Source organism: Vibrio sp. Vb1755, assembly GCF_033338635.1.
GTDB lineage: Bacteria > Pseudomonadota > Gammaproteobacteria > Enterobacterales > Vibrionaceae > Vibrio > Vibrio alginolyticus.
The window spans coordinates 1-15,685 of record NZ_JAWOTA010000030.1; the positions used below are offsets into that span (position 1 = coordinate 1).

Sequence of the window (15,685 nt, forward strand, 5' to 3'; positions counted from 1 at the left end):
TGTTTTACCGTGGTCAACGTGGCCGATAGTACCAACGTTAACGTGCGGTTTCGTACGTTCAAATTTTTCTTTAGACACGATCGTGTTCCTTCCTAGTTATGATTCGTCGTGATCATTATTGATCGACGACGCGCCAGAAATTGTTATTTTATGCGCCAACGCCCGTTAGCGCAATATTTGGACGCCCTGATCTCGCAAAAAGTCGTAAACTTTTTGCAGTTCAATCGTCAATTAGTAACCACGCTCTGCAATAATTTTATCTGCGAAGTTTTTCGGCACTTCAGCGTACTCGTGAAACTCCATAGAGTAAGACGCACGGCCTTGAGTTGCAGAACGTAGATCAGTTGCGTAACCGAACATTTCGGATAGTGGTACTTGAGCACGGATGATCTTAAGACCAGCCACACCTTCGTCCATGCCTTCAATGATACCGCGACGACGGTTTAGGTCACCAACAACGTCACCCATCCAGTCTTCCGGAGTGGTTACTTCGACATTCATCATAGGTTCTAGAATCACAGGTTGTGCTTCTAGTGCACCTTTCTTGAATGCCATCGAGCCAGCGATCTTAAACGCCATCTCGCTTGAGTCTACATCGTGGTAAGAACCATCAAATAGTGTAGCTTTAATATCTAGTACAGGGTAACCCGCTAGAACACCACTATTCATTTGCTCTTCGATACCTTTCGATACCGAACTGATGTATTCCTTAGGAATCACACCGCCCACGATTTCGTCTACGAATACGAAACCTTCACCAGGCTCTGAAGGCTCAAGTTTGACCCAAACATGACCGTATTGACCACGACCACCTGATTGACGAACAAACTTACCTTCAACTTCCGCTTTACCACGAATGGTTTCACGGTAAGCAACCTGAGGTTTACCAACGTTACAATCAACGCTGAATTCACGCTTCATACGATCAACGATAATGTCTAGGTGAAGTTCACCCATACCTGAGATCAGAGTCTGACCTGATTCGTCGTCCGTTTCCACGCGGAATGATGGATCTTCCGCTGCTAGTTTACCTAGCGCGATAGCCATTTTCTCTTGGTCTGCCTTAGAACGAGGCTCTACAGCAATCTGAATAACTGGTTCAGGGAACTCCATGCGCTCTAGAATCACTTTGTGGTTCTGATCACACAGTGTGTCACCTGTTGTTACGTCTTTCAGACCGATAGCAGCTGCAATATCACCAGCGCGAACTTCTTTCACTTCTTCACGCTTATTCGCATGCATCTGAACGATACGACCGAAACGCTCTTTCTTCTCTTTTACTGAGTTGTAAACAGCGTCACCCGAGTTTACAACACCGGAGTAAACACGCATGAAAGTTAGCGTGCCCACGAATGGGTCAGTCGCAATCTTAAACGCTAGCGCTGAGAAAGGTTCGTTGTCGTCAGCATGACGCTCAACTTCATTTTCTCTTTCGTCGACACCTTTAATTGCAGGTACGTCAACAGGCGATGGCAAGAACTCAACTACTGCATCCAGTACCGCTTGAACACCTTTGTTCTTAAACGCACTACCACAAGTAGCCAGTACGATTTCGTTATTTAGTGTGCGAGTACGTAGAGCTTGTTTGAGCTCAGCTTCAGTCAATTCACCTTCTTCAAGGTACTTGTCCATCAGCTCTTCGCTAGCTTCAGCAGCGGATTCAACCATGTGGTTGCGCCACTCTTCAGCAAGTTCAATCATGTCAGCTGGGATGTCTTCGTAAGTAAACGAAGTGCCTTGATCGGCATCATTCCAGTTGATCATTTTCATCTTGATAAGGTCGATGACACCTCTGAACTCATCTTCCGCACCAACGTTCAGCTGGATTGGAACAGGAGTCGCACCAAGACGATTCTTAATTTGGTTCACAACGCGTAGGAAGTCTGCGCCCGCACGGTCCATCTTGTTTACAAATACCAAACGTGGAACGTGGTATTTGTCTGCTTGACGCCATACAGTTTCAGACTGAGGTTCAACACCAGATGAGCCACAGAACACAACCACAGCACCATCAAGTACACGAAGAGAACGCTCTACTTCGATAGTAAAGTCAACGTGTCCAGGGGTATCAATGATGTTTACGCGATGCTCAGGGAACTGTGCTTCCATACCACGCCAGAATGTAGTAGTCGCAGCGGATGTGATAGTGATACCACGCTCCTGCTCCTGCTCCATCCAGTCCATGGTTGCTGCACCATCGTGAACTTCGCCGATTTTGTGAGAAAGGCCAGTGTAGAACAGAATACGCTCAGTTGTGGTTGTTTTTCCTGCATCTACGTGAGCACAGATACCGATATTACGGTATAGCTCAATAGGAGTTTTACGAGCCACGATTGTATCCTCTTACTAAGGTGTACCTTAGAGTATAGAAAAGTGCTGCGAGAGAACCTCGCAGCACAGAAGGTATTACCAACGGTAATGAGCGAACGCTTTGTTTGCGTCAGCCATGCGGTGAACGTCTTCACGTTTCTTAACCGCAGTACCTTTGTTCTCAGACGCGTCTAGCATTTCAGCAGCTAGGCGTTGAGCCATAGATTTTTCACCACGCTTGCGCGCAGCTTCAACCAACCAACGCATAGCAAGTGCGTTACGGCGAACCGGACGTACTTCTACAGGTACTTGGTAAGTTGAACCACCAACACGGCGAGATTTAACCTCTACCGCTGGGCGAACGTTTTCAAGAGCTTCTTCAAAAATAGCTAAGTGGTCTTTACCAGACTTTTCAGCCATAGCATCTAGTGCAGTGTAAACGATTTTCTCTGCAGTAGATTTTTTACCGTCAACCATTAGGATGTTAACGAATTTTGCCAGCAATTCAGATTTGAATTTTGGATCTGGAAGGATCTTACGCTGACCAATGACGCGACGACGTGGCATGGATTTATCTCCGTTGTCTTCTTCAGGTTTTATCCAAAACTTTTCAGTTTTTTCAAAAAATTAAAAATAATTTAGTGTTTGGCCTTACTTAACGGAATCCATTAAGACTTAGGACGCTTCACACCGTACTTAGAACGACCTTGTTTACGGTCATTTACGCCAGCACAGTCTAGTGCGCCGCGAACAGTGTGGTAACGCACACCTGGAAGGTCTTTAACACGACCACCACGGATTAGAACAACTGAGTGCTCTTGAAGGTTGTGACCTTCACCGCCGATGTACGATGTAACTTCGAAGCCGTTTGTCAGACGTACACGACAAACTTTACGAAGTGCTGAGTTAGGTTTTTTAGGTGTAGTAGTGTAAACACGAGTACATACACCACGTTTTTGTGGGCACGCTTCTAGTGCAGGCACGTTGCTTTTAACAACTTGCTTTGCACGTGGCTTACGTACCAACTGGTTAATAGTTGCCATTAACTAGCTCCTGATTTACTTGAAAGTAAGCTTTGTGAAAAATCTATCCCCAACTGCCAATGCAGTTAGGGACGCAAAATTCTATGCAGCAGTGAGAGGTGTGTCAAGAAATATACGGATCTTTTTTGTTCAATTAGAACAATTCATCCGTAAAGCTTTGTCGACAGCAAATCTTGTTCAATCCCAAGTTAGGGATTTATCCTGTTTTGCTGTTAGTTCAACGAAGCCTGAATAATTCACAATCGTCAGCGATGGACTAATACGATTTGCAATACCGCGAGCTTGTGCATCGCTCTCTAACACAAATACGCTGCGGTTTTTTAGATGGGAAAGTGCTTTATGTTGCGAGTTAGCAGCGTACACTGCATCTTCTATAAGTAAGATGTCATCCTGTTCACTGCATAAAGGCATAGCGTCTTCTAGAGCAGAGACTGTTTTTATGATGTGTAACATAACTTCCTCAAAAAGACAGTAGCTTGCCAGCGTGTTGTAACTTATCTTTGAGCTGTTCTGAGCTTAACGCTTGGGCTTCAATGACTAAATCCGCTTGCGCCAAACCTCGCTGGGTTAACGACTCTGAACACACAAAGACTTGTTCGATGTCGTATAAATCGAAAAGCTTTAACATCGGCGCGTAATCTTTACTCAAAATATTGTTGGGGTCTTGCCCGAGTAGAAGCTGGTATACCCCGTCACCCATGAAAATGACGCTGATATCTTCACAGTAAGCCGACGCGGCTAACAGTGCATCCACACCTTCACGACCAGCTGCACTGCCATGTGGCGCACTACGAAATAGATAAGTTAACTGACTCAAAACTGTACCACTCTGTCTTGGGTTAACATCGCTTCAGCTAGGCTACCTAAGCCTGCTTGTTCAAAACCATCGGCTAGATTGTTCTGTACCAAACCATGTTGATTTGCTTCTTCTTCACTTACAATCCCGCGACGCAAAGCGGCCGCGACACAAGTTTCTAGGCGAACACCATGCTCTTTAGCCAAAAACTGCCACGCCTTATTGAGATCAAACTCATCGTTGGCTGGCACACTCAAAGCAGTACCATTAGTCACACCATCTTGATAAAAGAAGACGCTCACTAGCTGATGGCCTTGCTCTATCACCGCTTTGGCGAACTGATAAGCACTGCGCGCTGACTGGCTGCCATAAACGGGACCATTCACCACTAACGTGTAAGTTAGTTTGCTCACCTTTCATCATCCTCGGTTTTACGTTGACGAATGTACAAGTAAACGGTGTGTTTTGAAATATTAAGGCGATCCGCGACACGGTTGATGGCATCTTTAATATCGAAGATACCTTTGTCGTACAACTCCATCACGATCTGGCGATTTTTGGTGTTGTTAGACACGGACTTATCCGCATTGATCTCTTCGATGGTGCGTTCAACAGTTTGGTCCACCAGCTCTTCTACATCACTAGCAAAGTTGACCGAGGAAGCCGCTTCTTTCGCTTCTTGCGTCGGCATGAAAGACTGAAGGACTTGCGAGAAAGGCGCATCCAAGTTGACGTTGATACACAACAAACCAATCACGCGATTTTCGCCATTACGAATGGCGACAGTAATCGACTTCATCAACACGCCACCTTTTGCACGGGTAAAGTACGAACGTGAGAAGTTGCGCTCCGAGCCTTCGATGTCTTTTAGCATCTTAAGCGCTAAATCGGTGATTGGTGAGCCGACTTGGCGCCCCGTGTTTTCACCGTTAGCGATTTTAATTGCAGAGGTATTTAAGTCTTCTAGAGAGTGAAGAACGATTTCACAAAATGGACCTATCAGGCTGGCGATACCATCCACGACCGCCTCATAAGATCTTAAAATGATTTTGTCGTGCTCGGTAAACGGCATCACGTTAACGGATTCCATTTCGAGCAACATCTCCGCGTTTATTGTTTCTGTAGTTGTCATAAGCCTTCGAGCGAAAAATCAACAAATTGGTGTAAGTTTATCAGAAAATTTGAAAAGCAACCTAGCAAACTCACCAACTAGTGACCTAGAACAAAAAAGGCCCGTTAAACGGACCTTTTTCAATAACTTATCGCAGCTTATTGTTATTGCTCTGCGTTGTCGCTCTCAACTTTTAGCAGCTCAACTTCAAATACTAGCGTTGAGTTAGCAGGAATGCTTGGTGTGTCTTGGTCACCGTATGCTAGCTCTGGCGGGATAACGAATTTGAATTTAGAACCCACAGGCATTAACTGAACACCCTCTGTCCAACCTGGGATTACACGGTTAAGTGGGAACGTTGCAGGTTCACCACGATCGTATGAGCTGTCGAACTGAGTACCGTCGATCAGAGTACCTTTGTAGTGTACTTGAACCGTATCAGTGTCTTTTGGCTTCTCACCTTCAGCTGGTGTCATTACTTGGTATAGAAGACCTGTATCTGTCTTCACTACGCCTTCTTGCTTCTCAAACTCAGCTCGGAAATCATCGCCAGCTTTTTTCGCTTCAGCTGCTTTCTCAGCCGCTTGTGCTTGCATCTTTTCTGCAACACGCTTGTCTAGAGATTCTAGTGCTGCACGTGTTTCTTCTTCATTCAATTCAGCATTGCCTTTGAAGACGTCTTCGATACCTTTTAGTACCAAATCTTTGTTAAGATTAATGCCGATTTCGCTTGGCTTGTCGATGCTTGTGCTTAGGTAGTTAGCAAATGAAACACCGATTGCGTATGCCGCTTTGTCGTCGTCGGTTTTAAAGTGAACCGCTTTACCGGTTTCTGCTTGAACTTGTTCTGCTTGAGGTGCGGTTTCTGTTTTAGTTTCTTCTTTCTGACAACCTACCGCTAGCATAACTGTTGCAGCAAGTAGCGACACTTTTAAAACTGATTTCATTAAATTCTCCCAATAATGGCTCTGCCATTGGTTGTTGTGCACAAATCTTCTATGAGACTAGTGAAGACAATCGTTATACCAATATACTAGCTATATGTCTTAAGACACAAACCGGATTATTAGATGTGATGCAAAGAATTTTTCATTTATTCCTATATTTAATTGTCATCACCACGTTAAATGGTTGCTTTTTCGCCGAGCGTGAAGTGCAGCGTTGGCCGATAGAACCTCAAGGTGCGACGAGCTTCGCACTTAGCAGAGATGGACGGTTTGCTCTGCTCTATTCTCAACAACGTCATTTGATGTTGTGGGACCTAGAGCAAAATGAACAACTAGCCAACCTGGGTGAACTCGATGCCGATGCCAATGTGGTTTCCCATATCCGCATATCTGACAATGGTCGCTACGCAATTACAGCAAGCCAAATGAACTTCGCAGTTTGGGACCTAGGCTGGACGCAATCCGAAGGCCTTTGGTCTATCTCTGATGCGCTCATTCGCGACGTTGATATCACCAGTAATGGTGAACAAGTTCTGCTTGGGTTATCCAACGGTAAAGCAATTTATGTCAACTTAGTCACCGGGCGTCGCATGGAGTTCCTTGCGCATCGTGAAAAAGTCAATTCCGTGGCCATTTCTCCTAATGGGCGCTTCGCCCTAACCGGAGGTAATGACTATAAAGCGTATCTGTGGGATACCGAAACCGGACAAGTACTACGAACCTTCGAACATGAACAACGAATTGTTCGCGTGGCCCTGCAAAGAGATGGAAAATTCGCAATGACATCTGATGGCGGAAACCAAGCGATTGTTTGGGATTTAAAAACTGGACAAGAAGTCACACAGTTGAGCAGTTGGTCACGCCAATTAATTTTCTCTACCGCACGATTTTCTGACGACGGGACTCAACTAGTCACAGGAAGCCCTTCTGGCCGTGTGTCAATATGGGATACTCAAACCGGAAAACGAATGAGTGGATTTGAAGTGGAGCCCAAAAAAGACACTCGCCCTCCCCGTGCGGTCGTGTATGATGCAGCCTTTGATTCAAAACAACGCGTAATTACTGCTACTTCAGCAGGTATTGCCCAAGCTTGGCAGTTAGAGAACGGATCATGACAGAAAAAATCATTCAGCAATTGGAAGCACGCATTAATGACTTAGAATGTCAGCTTGCGTTCCAAGAACAGACTATTGAAGATCTGAACGGCGCTTTATCGCAGCAACAACTGCAAATTACCAAGATGCTCGATCAGATGAAATATGTGGTAGGTAAAGTAAAAAATATGGACTCGTCGAATTTAGCCGATCCGTCAGAAGAAACCCCACCACCGCATTATTAAAATGCAGGCTCAAATAGCATAAAGCCCAGAACATGTTCTGGGCTTTGTTGTATTAATTACTTAAGAAGGCACTCAAGAGGAAGCTATTCGTCGGCGTAGATTTTAACGCTCAGCTCGCCTTGCGTATTAATGCCTGCTCGGTACATGCCAGAACTGTTCATCGCAAAGTGCATCTCACCTTTAGCATCAATGGCAATCAAACCGCCCTCTCCGCCCATCTGTTTGAGATCACCTTGGATAATGTGTTCACAAGCCGTATGAATATCTTCTTGTAAGTAACGCATACGTGCTGCAACGTCTTCCGCAACACGTTTACGAATAAAGAACTCGCCGACACCCGTAGTGGAAACTGCCACGACGCCATTTTCGGCCACCGTACCACAACCAATAAGAGCCGAATCTCCGACTCGGTTGTATTTCTTATTCGTCACGCCACCCGTACTGGTGGCAGCGGCTAAGTTGCCTTGTTGATCTAACGCTACCGCACCAACCGTACCGTGCTTACGGTCATCTGGGTAACGAGATTCCGACAAAGCAAACAGTCCTTTCTCACGCATAGACAGCAACTGCTTATAACGGCGATCAGTAAAGAAGTAATCTTGCTCGGTATACTCATGGCCTTGCTCAAAAGCAAACTTCTCTGCGCCCTCACCCACCAACAGCACATGATTGCTGTTTCGCATCACGTCACGAGCGAGCTCAATTGGGTTTCTGATATGACGAACCCCAGCGACCGCGCCTGCTGCAAGGTTTCGCCCATCCATCACAGAAGCGTCCATTTCAACCATTTCGTTGTTGGTCAGCACTGAGCCTTTACCCGCATTAAAGTTAGGAGAGTCTTCCAATACTTTCACTGCCGCTACGACGGCATCTAAGGCTTCACCGCCCGTGTCTAGAATTTGATGTCCCGCTTTTACCGCAGCTTCTAAATCCGCCAAGATGGATTGTTGCAGCTCATCGCTCATCTGTTCACGCAAGATGGTGCCCGCACCACCATGAATGGCAATCGAGAAAGGTTTCGTCATCACTTTGTCCAACTGTTATTCCTTGTATGGTTGGCACTACACCTTAGATAAACAAAAAGCGCAAGTTGAAAACTCAACTTGCGCTTTTCAAAGCTTTGCTAGATTAGATTATCTAGTGAAGGCGCTTATGATTAGTGAGAACCACAGCTACCGCCGCCACAGCAGCCGCCTTCTTCTTCGTGATCGTGGTCATGATCGTGACCACCACAACAGCCACCACCTTGATGGATGTGACCGTGTTCGATCTCTTCTGCTGTTGCTTCACGTGTAGACATAACTTCTACTTCGAAAGTTAGTGTTTGACCAGCTAACATATGGTTACCGTCAACAACCACTTCGTTGCCGTCAACTTCTGTTACTTCAACAGGGATTGGACCTTGGTCAGTGTCAGCTAGGAAGCGCATGCCCACTTCGATTTGCTCAACGCCTTGGAACACGTCCGCAGGAACGCGCTGTACTAGCGCATCGTTGTGCTCACCGTAAGCTTCTTCAGGAGCTACCGTTACTGAGAACTTGTCGCCAGCCACTTTACCTTCAAGTTCTTTTTCAAGACCTGTGATTAGGTTGTTGTGACCGTGAAGGTAATCTAGAGGTGCTTCAGCTGTTGATTGATCAACAACGACACCGTCTTCCATCATTACTTTGTATGCAAGGCTTGCAACAACGTTCTTTTCAATTTTCATACTAACTCCAGGGAGATTAATTGACTTAACCTGAATGGGGTTAAGTACTGAGATATCTGGGTGTATTATGGGGATCAATTATCGAAGTTCAATTATTCCGGCTTAAAAATTCCGATCATTTCCTGATCTGAGTGTTTATTTTTCTCTACAGATTGTGGTTTGCGCTGCTCTGTAAACTCACACTCGACACACTCAACTAATTCGATGTTATTTTCAATCCACCAGCGCAGGGTATCTTGCTGGCTGCAGTTTGGGCAGCTAGCGCCGGCAATAAAACGTTTCTTGATTTTCACGCTATTTCCTTAGCTTGAGTCTTGGCTCAAGTACTACTTCCAATGATTAGGTGACTGATGGTCGCTCTCCATCTCACGACCAAATATTTCTTCTAGCTCTTTGCGTGCCTCTTTCGCCCTTTGAGCTAATTTCTTATCTTCATTGTGTTGAGGCAATAAGTCCTTAAGCATAGCATTATCCAACTTGCGAAAATGTGCTTCTGCCCGCTTTGCTTGATAAGGGTGCATACCCAGTTCTACGAGCGCTTGGCGACCGAGATCTAGCGCCCCTAAAAATGTTTCACGAGAGTAATTCTCTACACCATGACTCATTAACTGGTAAGCCTCGACACGGCTTCTTGCTCGGGCTAACAACTTAAGTTTCGGGAAGTGCACGCGACAAATGTCCACGATGGCCATCACCTCATCAGGTGAATCAGTACAAATAACCAATGCTTCCGCTTTATCAGCGCCAGCAGCCCTCAATAGGTCAATTTGTGTAGCATCGCCATAAAACACTTTGTAACCATACTTACGTAATAGGTGGATTTGGCTGGCATCACTTTCTAATACTGTCACTTTGATTTTATTGGCATACATTAAACGTCCGACGATCTGACCGAAACGTCCAAAGCCTGCAATGATAACGCGTGGTCGGCGATCCACGACTTTCGTGGTCATGCCCTCTTCTTCTTGATTCAGGGTATGAGCAAACCACTTCTTTTGTCCCATCAGCAAAAGAGGAGTCGTCACCATGGATAGACTGACCACCACCAACAGAAACGCCACTTGCTCTTTGGACAAAATGCCCTCTTGGCTCGCCGCGGTAAATATGACAAAGGCAAACTCACCGCCTTGGCTCAAAATTGCAGCCATACGGCTTCTCGCTTTGGCTCCGACACGGGCAGCTCTCGCCAATGCATACAAAACCAAACCCTTAACCACGACCAAAACCACCACCGCACCGAGAATCTCTAACGGGTGTAATGCCAATAACCCCAAGTTTACCGCCATGCCCACCGCAATAAAGAATAACCCCAACAACAGACCTTTAAATGGCTCGATAGCGATTTCCAGCTCATGGCGATACTCACTCTCTGCCAGCAAAACGCCTGCTAAAAAAGTCCCCAATGCCATCGAAAGGCCGAGCTTTTGCATCACGACCGAAATGCCAAGCACGACTAAAAGTGCAGCAACGGTAAAGAGCTCACGAACACCGCTCATCACGACAAAACGAAATAGCGGACGTAGTAAAAAGTGACCACCAATCAACAGTGCTACCACACTGCCTAAAATAGTGAAGACATCCAACCAACTTCCACCACTATGCCCGCCTGCTAGCAAGGGCAACATCGCCAGCATCGGGATCACTGCAATATCTTGAAAGAGCAGCACCGCAAAACCAGATTGCCCCGTTTCGGTACCATTAAGCCCTTGCTCTTCAATGACTTTAAGCGCAATCGCCGTCGAGGACAGCGCCAACCCCATCCCGATAACTAAACTCACTTGCATGCTTACGCCAAACATACTGACGACACTACCAATCACGGCGGTCGTGACCACAACCTGCGCACCGCCTAAACCTAAAATCGGCCCTCGCATCTGCCACAATTTTTTAGGGTTTAATTCCAGCCCTATCAAAAACAGTAACAACACAACCCCAAGCTCGGCAAAATGCAAAATGGCATCAACGTCGCTAATTAAGCCAAGCCCCCATGGGCCAATCAACACACCAGCGAGTAAATAACCTAAAACCGAGCCAAGCCCAAGGCGCTGAGCAATCGGCACCGCAATAACCGCAGCCGAAAGAAAGACCACACTGCTTTGAAGAAACTCACTGGTGATCGCCATACTGACCTCCTCGATCTGCCGCTTGCCAGTTTTCAAGTGGGTTACTCAGCCATCCACGGTATAACTCGGCATGTTCGTAGCGTTCAATATCCGAAACATTTCTTGACCAATACAACACCAGAGGTTCAATCCAGTGCATTTGGCATAGGGCTGCCGTCAGTTCAAACGGTTGCAAGATTTGCTCAAGTGGGTATTTGTTGTACCCCTTCGCGCTGAAGGCTTCTTCTTTACCACCTGTTGTAATGACACTGCGCCAGTATTTTCCTTCTAGCGCCGCACCTCCGCCAAACGCAAAGCCTTTACCTAACACTCGGTCTAGCCACTCTTTTAATAGGGCTGGACATGAATACATATAAAGTGGGTGGTGAAATACGATCACATCGTGAGCGAGCAACAACTCATGTTCGTAATTCACATCAATAAAGAAGTCGGGGTAAACACCGTAAAGATCGTGCACAGTGACGTGATCAAGCGACTGAGCTTTTTTTATCATCACTTGATTGGCAATCGAGTTATGTGGCTCTGGATGAGCATAAATGACCAGAACTTTTGGGAGAATAGACGGTGCAACAGCCAAATGGTCGTCCTTGTGGTTATTTTTATCCGTTATCAAATTGTTATACTTTTTTGTACAGCATAATGCAATTAAAGCGAATCAATCGACTTTTCCGGTCAATACCCCTACTATTCACCGCTAGATATATACCCAAGTGGCTTTAAAAACGATTGAAACCACTTCGCTATGTAACCAAGCAACGCGCACTGCGCAAAGTGAATGAAAACTTTATGATTACCTTCTCTGATATTCAGTTACTGCGTGGCGGTAAACCTCTTTTAGACCAAGCTTCTGCGACTATTCACCCTGGCGATAAAGTCGGTCTTGTGGGCAAAAACGGCTGCGGTAAATCAACGCTGTTTGCCCTACTGAAAGATGAACTGTCAATTGATGCTGGCTCATTTAGCCAACCTCAACACTGGGAGTTGGCCTGGGTCGCACAGGAAACGCCTGCGCTAGAGCGCACTGCACTGGAATACGTCATTGATGGTGATCGCGAATACCGCGCTCTCGAAAAGCAGTTAGCAGAAGCAGAAACGCAGGACAACGGAACCCTAGTTGCCGAGATACACGGTAAAATTGAAACCATTGGTGGTTACAGCATTCGCGCTCGCGCGGCAGAACTGCTCGACGGTTTAGGGTTCAGCCAAGAGCAAATGAGTTGGAGTTTGACCCAATTCTCGGGTGGTTGGCGTATGCGTCTTAACTTGGCTCAAGCGCTATTGTGTCGTTCTGATCTACTGCTACTCGACGAACCAACCAACCACTTGGATTTGGACGCGGTAATGTGGTTAGAGCGTTGGCTACAAAACTACCCTGGCACGCTGATTCTGATCTCGCACGACCGAGACTTCCTTGATCCAATTGTTGGTCGCATCATTCACATCGAGAATCAGCAGCTGAACGAATACACGGGTAACTACTCGTCATTCGAAAACCAACGCGCACAAAAGATGGTGTTACAACAAGCGATGTTTGAAAAGCAACAGAAGCAGATGTCGCACATGCAAAGCTACATCGACCGCTTCCGTTATAAAGCATCAAAAGCACGCCAAGCCCAAAGCCGTATCAAAGCTTTGGAGCGCATGGAAAAAGTACTGCCAGCTCAATTCGATAACCCATTTAGCTTCCAATTCCGTGAGCCAGCTGCGCTGCCAAACCCAATCATGATGATGGATGAAGTATCTGCAGGTTACGGTGACAACCTCATCTTAGAGAAGATCCGCTTGAACTTGGTTCCTGGCAGTCGTATTGGTCTACTCGGCCGTAATGGTGCGGGTAAATCGACCTTAATCAAGCTGCTCTCTGGTGAACTTAACGCGCAAGGTGGTGACCTAACTTACTCACAAGGCGTGAAAATTGGTTACTTCGCTCAGCACCAGTTAGAAACGCTTCATCCTGAAGAAACGCCGCTGCAACACATGATGCAAATCGCACCCGATCAAACCGAACAGCAGCTACGTGATTACCTAGGTAGCTTTGGCTTCCAAGGTGACAAAGCACTAGAAAAAGTTGCGCCGTTTTCTGGTGGCGAAAAAGCCCGTTTGGTATTGGCTTTAATTGTGTGGCAAAAGCCAAACCTGTTGCTACTTGATGAACCGACCAACCACTTAGACTTGGACATGCGCCAAGCATTGACGATGGCACTGCAAACATTCGAAGGTGCGATGGTGATTGTTTCGCACGACCGCTATTTACTGCGCGCTACGACCGATGACTTGTATTTAGTGCATGATAGACAAGTTGCTCCGTTCGACGGTGACTTAAATGACTATTACAAGTGGTTAACCGAACAACAAAGAGCGGAACGCAAAGAAGCACAAGCCGCACAGCCAGCCAAAGATAGCGCCAACAGCGCGGCAGCGAAAAAAGAGCAAAAACGTCGCGATGCAGAGTTTCGAAAACAGACAGCGCCAATTCGCAAAACGCTGACACAACTAGAAAATAAAATGGATAAGTTAGGTGCTGCACTGGCCGAAGCTGAAGAACAATTGGCGGACAACTCACTGTATGCGGCCGAAAATAAAGCTAAACTTAACCAAGTGCTGGCACTTCAAGCTTCTAGTAAGGCTGAGCTCGAAGAAATTGAAATGGAATGGATGTCTGCTCAAGAAACGTTGGAGCAGATGGAGCTAGAGTTTAATCAATGAGTAATCAACACGCTGAATACACACTCACCCTAGAACACCTTTGGCAGTTTAGTCTGCAGTTTTATGGTGTGCGAGAAGTGAAAGAGGCGTGCTTATCATTGCAAAACAACTACCACGGTAACGTGAACCTACTCCTGCTGCTCAGATGGCTCGATGAGCAGCAACTCATTTTCCAAGAAAAAGACTGGCCCTTGGTGCAAGACTGTCTAGGTAGAAGCGAAACTTTACTTCACTCCTTTCGCGACCTTCGTCGCCACCTTAAGTCTCAAGTCAATGACGCTTTGTATCGTGAGACCTTGCAGTTTGAGCTGCAACTAGAAAAGCAGCAACAAGCGGATTTGGTGGACTGCATTAACTCACTTGCACTACTCAAAAATGATGGTGACCCACTGACGTTGAGATACTGTCGTCAACTCGGTGGGGAGCATTTGCAGCAAGCCTTTGCTATTCCGGTGCCAAACATTCAACCACCAAAACGCCCATAAATCTGTAGAATACCTATAATCTTTATAAAGGATTATATTAATAAGTTCTTCAACGGACACCGAAGGACCGCATAAGAGCAGTTAGGTATGACACAATTTTTCGCAGCCGCCGGGATCAAAAACCCGCATCTCCAAACGCTTTTGCCGCGTTTTATTCGCAAAAAAGCGTTATTTACGCCGATTTGGCAAACCCTCGATACATCCGATGGCGACTTTCTCGATCTCGCGTGGAGCGAGGACCCAACCCAAGAGCCTGCACAAAAAAAGCCGATTTTTGTTTTATTTCATGGGTTAGAGGGGTGCTTCTATAGCCCTTATGCCAATGGGCTAATGAATGCATTTGCTCAATCTGGATGGCTGTCGGTGATGATGCATTTTCGTGGCTGCAGCGGTAAACCAAACAAAAAAGCACGAGCTTATCACTCGGGAGAAGTGATGGATGCTCGTTACTTCCTAGAGCACCTTGAACAACGTTTTCCTGATAATCCCAAAGTTGCGGTTGGTATTTCTCTTGGCGGTAACATGTTGGCGAATTATTTAGCCCAATATAAAGACCACCCTATTTTGAATGCAGCGACTATTATCTCAGCGCCTTTAGACCTAGCGGCGTGTGCGAACCGTATAGAACAAGGCTTTTCAAAAGTGTATCGCCGTTACCTGCTTTCTTCACTGAAACGTAACGCGTTACAAAAGCATCATCTACTGCATGGTGAGCTTGCGCTGTCCTACAACTCAATAAAACGTGTCACACGGCTGTATGAATTCGATGATTTGATCACGGCACCACTGCACGGTTTTAAAGACGCACAAGATTATTACGATCAATGTTCTGGCTTAAGTAAATTACAACAGATCACGCTACCGACACTGATCATTCACGCCAAAGACGATCCATTCATGACCGACGATGTGATCCCGAAATTTGTTCTGCCAGATAACATTGATTACCGTCTCTTTGAACACGGTGGCCATGTTGGCTTCCTGACAGGAACGGCGTTAAAACCTAAGTTTTGGTTGGAGGAAGCGCTGCCCGCGTATTACGAAAGTATCGCCGCAGATTACCTTTCTGCTGTATCCAAGCAACGAACTCAGTAAACTAGCCGCTCATCATAAAAGT

General features: G+C 46.2%; 18 protein-coding genes. 5 read left to right on the forward strand and 13 right to left on the reverse strand.

What is annotated here, in order from left to right; genetic code table 11:
- Window positions 1-231: 231 nt before the first annotated feature.
- The 8 genes from fusA to fkpA form a co-directional block, all read right to left on the reverse strand.
- Window positions 232-2,331, reverse strand: coding sequence for an elongation factor G (fusA, locus tag R7E00_RS19360; protein ID WP_005382794.1), 2,100 nt, complete (start codon window positions 2,329-2,331; stop codon window positions 232-234).
- 75 nt (window positions 2,332-2,406) lie between these two features.
- Entirely contained in the window at window positions 2,407-2,877 is a 471-nt protein-coding gene (rpsG, locus tag R7E00_RS19365; protein ID WP_005382796.1) for a 30S ribosomal protein S7, read from the reverse strand.
- Between the two features lie 101 nt (window positions 2,878-2,978).
- On the reverse strand, window positions 2,979-3,353 hold the full coding sequence (rpsL, locus tag R7E00_RS19370) for a 30S ribosomal protein S12 (protein ID WP_004399892.1): 375 nt from the start codon (window positions 3,351-3,353) through the stop codon (window positions 2,979-2,981).
- A gap of 177 nt (window positions 3,354-3,530) precedes the next feature.
- A complete protein-coding gene (gene tusB, locus R7E00_RS19375) occupies window positions 3,531-3,806 on the reverse strand; it encodes a sulfurtransferase complex subunit TusB (protein ID WP_054575286.1) in 276 nt (91 codons plus the stop codon).
- A gap of 7 nt (window positions 3,807-3,813) precedes the next feature.
- Complete coding sequence (gene tusC, locus R7E00_RS19380; RefSeq protein ID WP_005382801.1) at window positions 3,814-4,170, reverse strand: sulfurtransferase complex subunit TusC; 357 nt, start codon at window positions 4,168-4,170, stop codon at window positions 3,814-3,816.
- A complete protein-coding gene (tusD, locus tag R7E00_RS19385) occupies window positions 4,167-4,562 on the reverse strand; it encodes a sulfurtransferase complex subunit TusD (RefSeq protein ID WP_005382803.1) in 396 nt (131 codons plus the stop codon). The genes tusC and tusD overlap by 4 nt, the downstream gene beginning before the upstream one ends.
- On the reverse strand, window positions 4,559-5,281 hold the full coding sequence (locus tag R7E00_RS19390; protein ID WP_005382804.1) for a transcriptional regulator: 723 nt from the start codon (window positions 5,279-5,281) through the stop codon (window positions 4,559-4,561). The genes tusD and R7E00_RS19390 overlap by 4 nt, the downstream gene beginning before the upstream one ends.
- A gap of 143 nt (window positions 5,282-5,424) precedes the next feature.
- Window positions 5,425-6,207, reverse strand: coding sequence for an FKBP-type peptidyl-prolyl cis-trans isomerase (fkpA, locus tag R7E00_RS19395; RefSeq protein ID WP_206960042.1), 783 nt, complete (start codon window positions 6,205-6,207; stop codon window positions 5,425-5,427).
- A 128-nt stretch (window positions 6,208-6,335) separates the two neighbouring features.
- Between fkpA and R7E00_RS19400 the strand changes: the two genes are divergently transcribed.
- Together R7E00_RS19400 and R7E00_RS19405 are read left to right on the forward strand one after the other, a co-directional pair.
- The gene (locus R7E00_RS19400; RefSeq protein WP_085570110.1) at window positions 6,336-7,322 is read left to right on the forward strand and encodes a WD40 repeat domain-containing protein; all 987 of its coding nucleotides are present in this window, start codon (window positions 6,336-6,338) and stop codon (window positions 7,320-7,322) included.
- On the forward strand, window positions 7,319-7,546 hold the full coding sequence (locus R7E00_RS19405; protein WP_005381455.1) for a SlyX family protein: 228 nt from the start codon (window positions 7,319-7,321) through the stop codon (window positions 7,544-7,546). The genes R7E00_RS19400 and R7E00_RS19405 overlap by 4 nt, the downstream gene beginning before the upstream one ends.
- 83 nt (window positions 7,547-7,629) lie before the next feature.
- On the opposite strand, the gene R7E00_RS19410 is transcribed toward R7E00_RS19405, so the two are convergent.
- From R7E00_RS19410 to kefG, 5 genes are all read right to left on the reverse strand, one after another.
- Window positions 7,630-8,571 (reverse strand): isoaspartyl peptidase/L-asparaginase family protein, encoded by a 942-nt coding sequence (locus tag R7E00_RS19410; protein WP_206960044.1) that lies wholly within the window; start codon window positions 8,569-8,571, stop codon window positions 7,630-7,632.
- Between the two features lie 131 nt (window positions 8,572-8,702).
- Complete coding sequence (gene slyD / locus R7E00_RS19415) at window positions 8,703-9,254, reverse strand: peptidylprolyl isomerase (protein WP_005381451.1); 552 nt, start codon at window positions 9,252-9,254, stop codon at window positions 8,703-8,705.
- Window positions 9,255-9,346: 92 nt separating this feature from the next.
- Window positions 9,347-9,547, reverse strand: coding sequence for a YheV family putative zinc ribbon protein (locus R7E00_RS19420; RefSeq protein ID WP_005381449.1), 201 nt, complete (start codon window positions 9,545-9,547; stop codon window positions 9,347-9,349).
- A gap of 33 nt (window positions 9,548-9,580) precedes the next feature.
- Window positions 9,581-11,377 carry a glutathione-regulated potassium-efflux system protein KefB gene (kefB, locus tag R7E00_RS19425; RefSeq protein ID WP_182017040.1) on the reverse strand — a complete coding sequence of 599 codons (1,797 nt, stop codon included), beginning with the start codon at window positions 11,375-11,377 and terminating at the stop codon, window positions 9,581-9,583.
- Window positions 11,361-11,954, reverse strand: a complete 594-nt coding sequence (gene kefG, locus R7E00_RS19430) for a glutathione-regulated potassium-efflux system ancillary protein KefG (protein WP_005381444.1) — start codon at window positions 11,952-11,954, stop codon at window positions 11,361-11,363. The genes kefB and kefG overlap by 17 nt, the downstream gene beginning before the upstream one ends.
- A gap of 209 nt (window positions 11,955-12,163) precedes the next feature.
- On the opposite strand from kefG, the gene R7E00_RS19435 reads away from it, so the two are divergent.
- The 3 genes from R7E00_RS19435 to R7E00_RS19445 all read left to right on the forward strand — a co-directional run bounded on the left by R7E00_RS19435 (window position 12,164) and on the right by R7E00_RS19445 (window position 15,663).
- Window positions 12,164-14,083 carry an ABC transporter ATP-binding protein gene (locus R7E00_RS19435; RefSeq protein WP_053307381.1) on the forward strand — a complete coding sequence of 640 codons (1,920 nt, stop codon included), beginning with the start codon at window positions 12,164-12,166 and terminating at the stop codon, window positions 14,081-14,083.
- Window positions 14,080-14,568, forward strand: coding sequence for a TIGR02444 family protein (locus R7E00_RS19440; protein WP_033907158.1), 489 nt, complete (start codon window positions 14,080-14,082; stop codon window positions 14,566-14,568). The genes R7E00_RS19435 and R7E00_RS19440 overlap by 4 nt, the downstream gene beginning before the upstream one ends.
- A gap of 87 nt (window positions 14,569-14,655) precedes the next feature.
- The gene (locus R7E00_RS19445; RefSeq protein ID WP_064377067.1) at window positions 14,656-15,663 is read left to right on the forward strand and encodes a hydrolase; all 1,008 of its coding nucleotides are present in this window, start codon (window positions 14,656-14,658) and stop codon (window positions 15,661-15,663) included.
- The last annotated feature ends 22 nt before the right edge of the window (window positions 15,664-15,685 follow it).

Coding starts and splice junctions, on each gene's coding strand:
- R7E00_RS19390 (WP_005382804.1), bottom strand. CDS start 5,281: ATGACAACTACAGAAACAATAAACGCGGAGATGTTGCTCGAAATGGAA.
- R7E00_RS19445 (WP_064377067.1), top strand. CDS start 14,656: ATGACACAATTTTTCGCAGCCGCCGGGATCAAAAACCCGCATCTCCAA.
- R7E00_RS19440 (WP_033907158.1), top strand. CDS start 14,080: ATGAGTAATCAACACGCTGAATACACACTCACCCTAGAACACCTTTGG.
- rpsL (WP_004399892.1), bottom strand. CDS start 3,353: ATGGCAACTATTAACCAGTTGGTACGTAAGCCACGTGCAAAGCAAGTT.
- R7E00_RS19405 (WP_005381455.1), top strand. CDS start 7,319: ATGACAGAAAAAATCATTCAGCAATTGGAAGCACGCATTAATGACTTA.
- R7E00_RS19400 (WP_085570110.1), top strand. CDS start 6,336: ATGCAAAGAATTTTTCATTTATTCCTATATTTAATTGTCATCACCACG.
- R7E00_RS19410 (WP_206960044.1), bottom strand. CDS start 8,571: ATGACGAAACCTTTCTCGATTGCCATTCATGGTGGTGCGGGCACCATC.
- R7E00_RS19435 (WP_053307381.1), top strand. CDS start 12,164: ATGATTACCTTCTCTGATATTCAGTTACTGCGTGGCGGTAAACCTCTT.
- tusB (WP_054575286.1), bottom strand. CDS start 3,806: ATGTTACACATCATAAAAACAGTCTCTGCTCTAGAAGACGCTATGCCT.
- fkpA (WP_206960042.1), bottom strand. CDS start 6,207: ATGAAATCAGTTTTAAAAGTGTCGCTACTTGCTGCAACAGTTATGCTA.
- slyD (WP_005381451.1), bottom strand. CDS start 9,254: ATGAAAATTGAAAAGAACGTTGTTGCAAGCCTTGCATACAAAGTAATG.
- kefB (WP_182017040.1), bottom strand. CDS start 11,377: ATGGCGATCACCAGTGAGTTTCTTCAAAGCAGTGTGGTCTTTCTTTCG.
- rpsG (WP_005382796.1), bottom strand. CDS start 2,877: ATGCCACGTCGTCGCGTCATTGGTCAGCGTAAGATCCTTCCAGATCCA.